At 62.6% G+C, this 673-nt stretch carries 1 protein-coding gene; it reads right to left on the bottom strand.

Annotated features, from left to right (window positions below; all coding sequences use genetic code 11):
* On the bottom strand, nt 1-673 hold a 673-nt coding region (locus tag NKJ06_RS35650; protein ID WP_352812624.1), incomplete at both ends, for an AMP-binding protein.

The raw sequence follows: 673 nt of genomic DNA, 5'->3' as shown, positions 1-673 counted from the left end.
CCACAAAGGAGCTGGCGATGAACCGCTCGGCCGTCAGCTCGGGCCGGTTGAGGTAGCCGCGCGCAACGCCGGCCCCGCCGATATAGAGCTCGCCCACCGCCCCCAACGGCACCGGCTGACCATGACCGTCCAGAAGATAGATCCGCGTGTTGGCGATCGGACGGCCGATCGTTTCAACGACGGTGTCTCCCCTGGGCATGCAAATCCAGGTCGAGTACGTCGTTGTCTCGGAAGGGGCGTATAGGTTACAGATCTTCTCGACGCGGCTGTGCTCGAAGATTCTCTCGATCAGAGCTGCGCTCAGCGCTTCGCCCGCCAAATTGATGGCGCTTGCCGCGGCGGGGACTGCTTCCTTGTCGAGCAGAGCGGCGATCGCAGAGGGGACTGTATTGATCAGCGAGACGTCCAGAGGCGTTTGCGCCAGTGCCAGCGCATTGTCGACGAGATAGAGCGTGCCGCCCTGTGACAGGGTAGCGAAGCACTCATAGACGGACAGATCAAAGCTGATCGAAGTGGAGAACAGCATGCGGCTGGTCTGCGCTTGCGCGTAGACGCCGCTACTCCAACGCAGCAGGTTCACGGTGCTTTGATGCTCGACCATGACGCCCTTGGGCGTCCCGGTGGAGCCCGAGGTGTAGATGATGTAGGCGAGATGGCGGGGGGTGAGCCCCAG

Source organism: Mesorhizobium sp. M0293, assembly GCF_040321735.1.
In the GTDB taxonomy this organism is placed as follows: Bacteria; Pseudomonadota; Alphaproteobacteria; order Rhizobiales; family Rhizobiaceae; genus Mesorhizobium.
The sequence above is the reverse complement of the archived record's forward strand: the minus strand, read 5'-3'. Positions and strand labels throughout refer to the sequence as shown.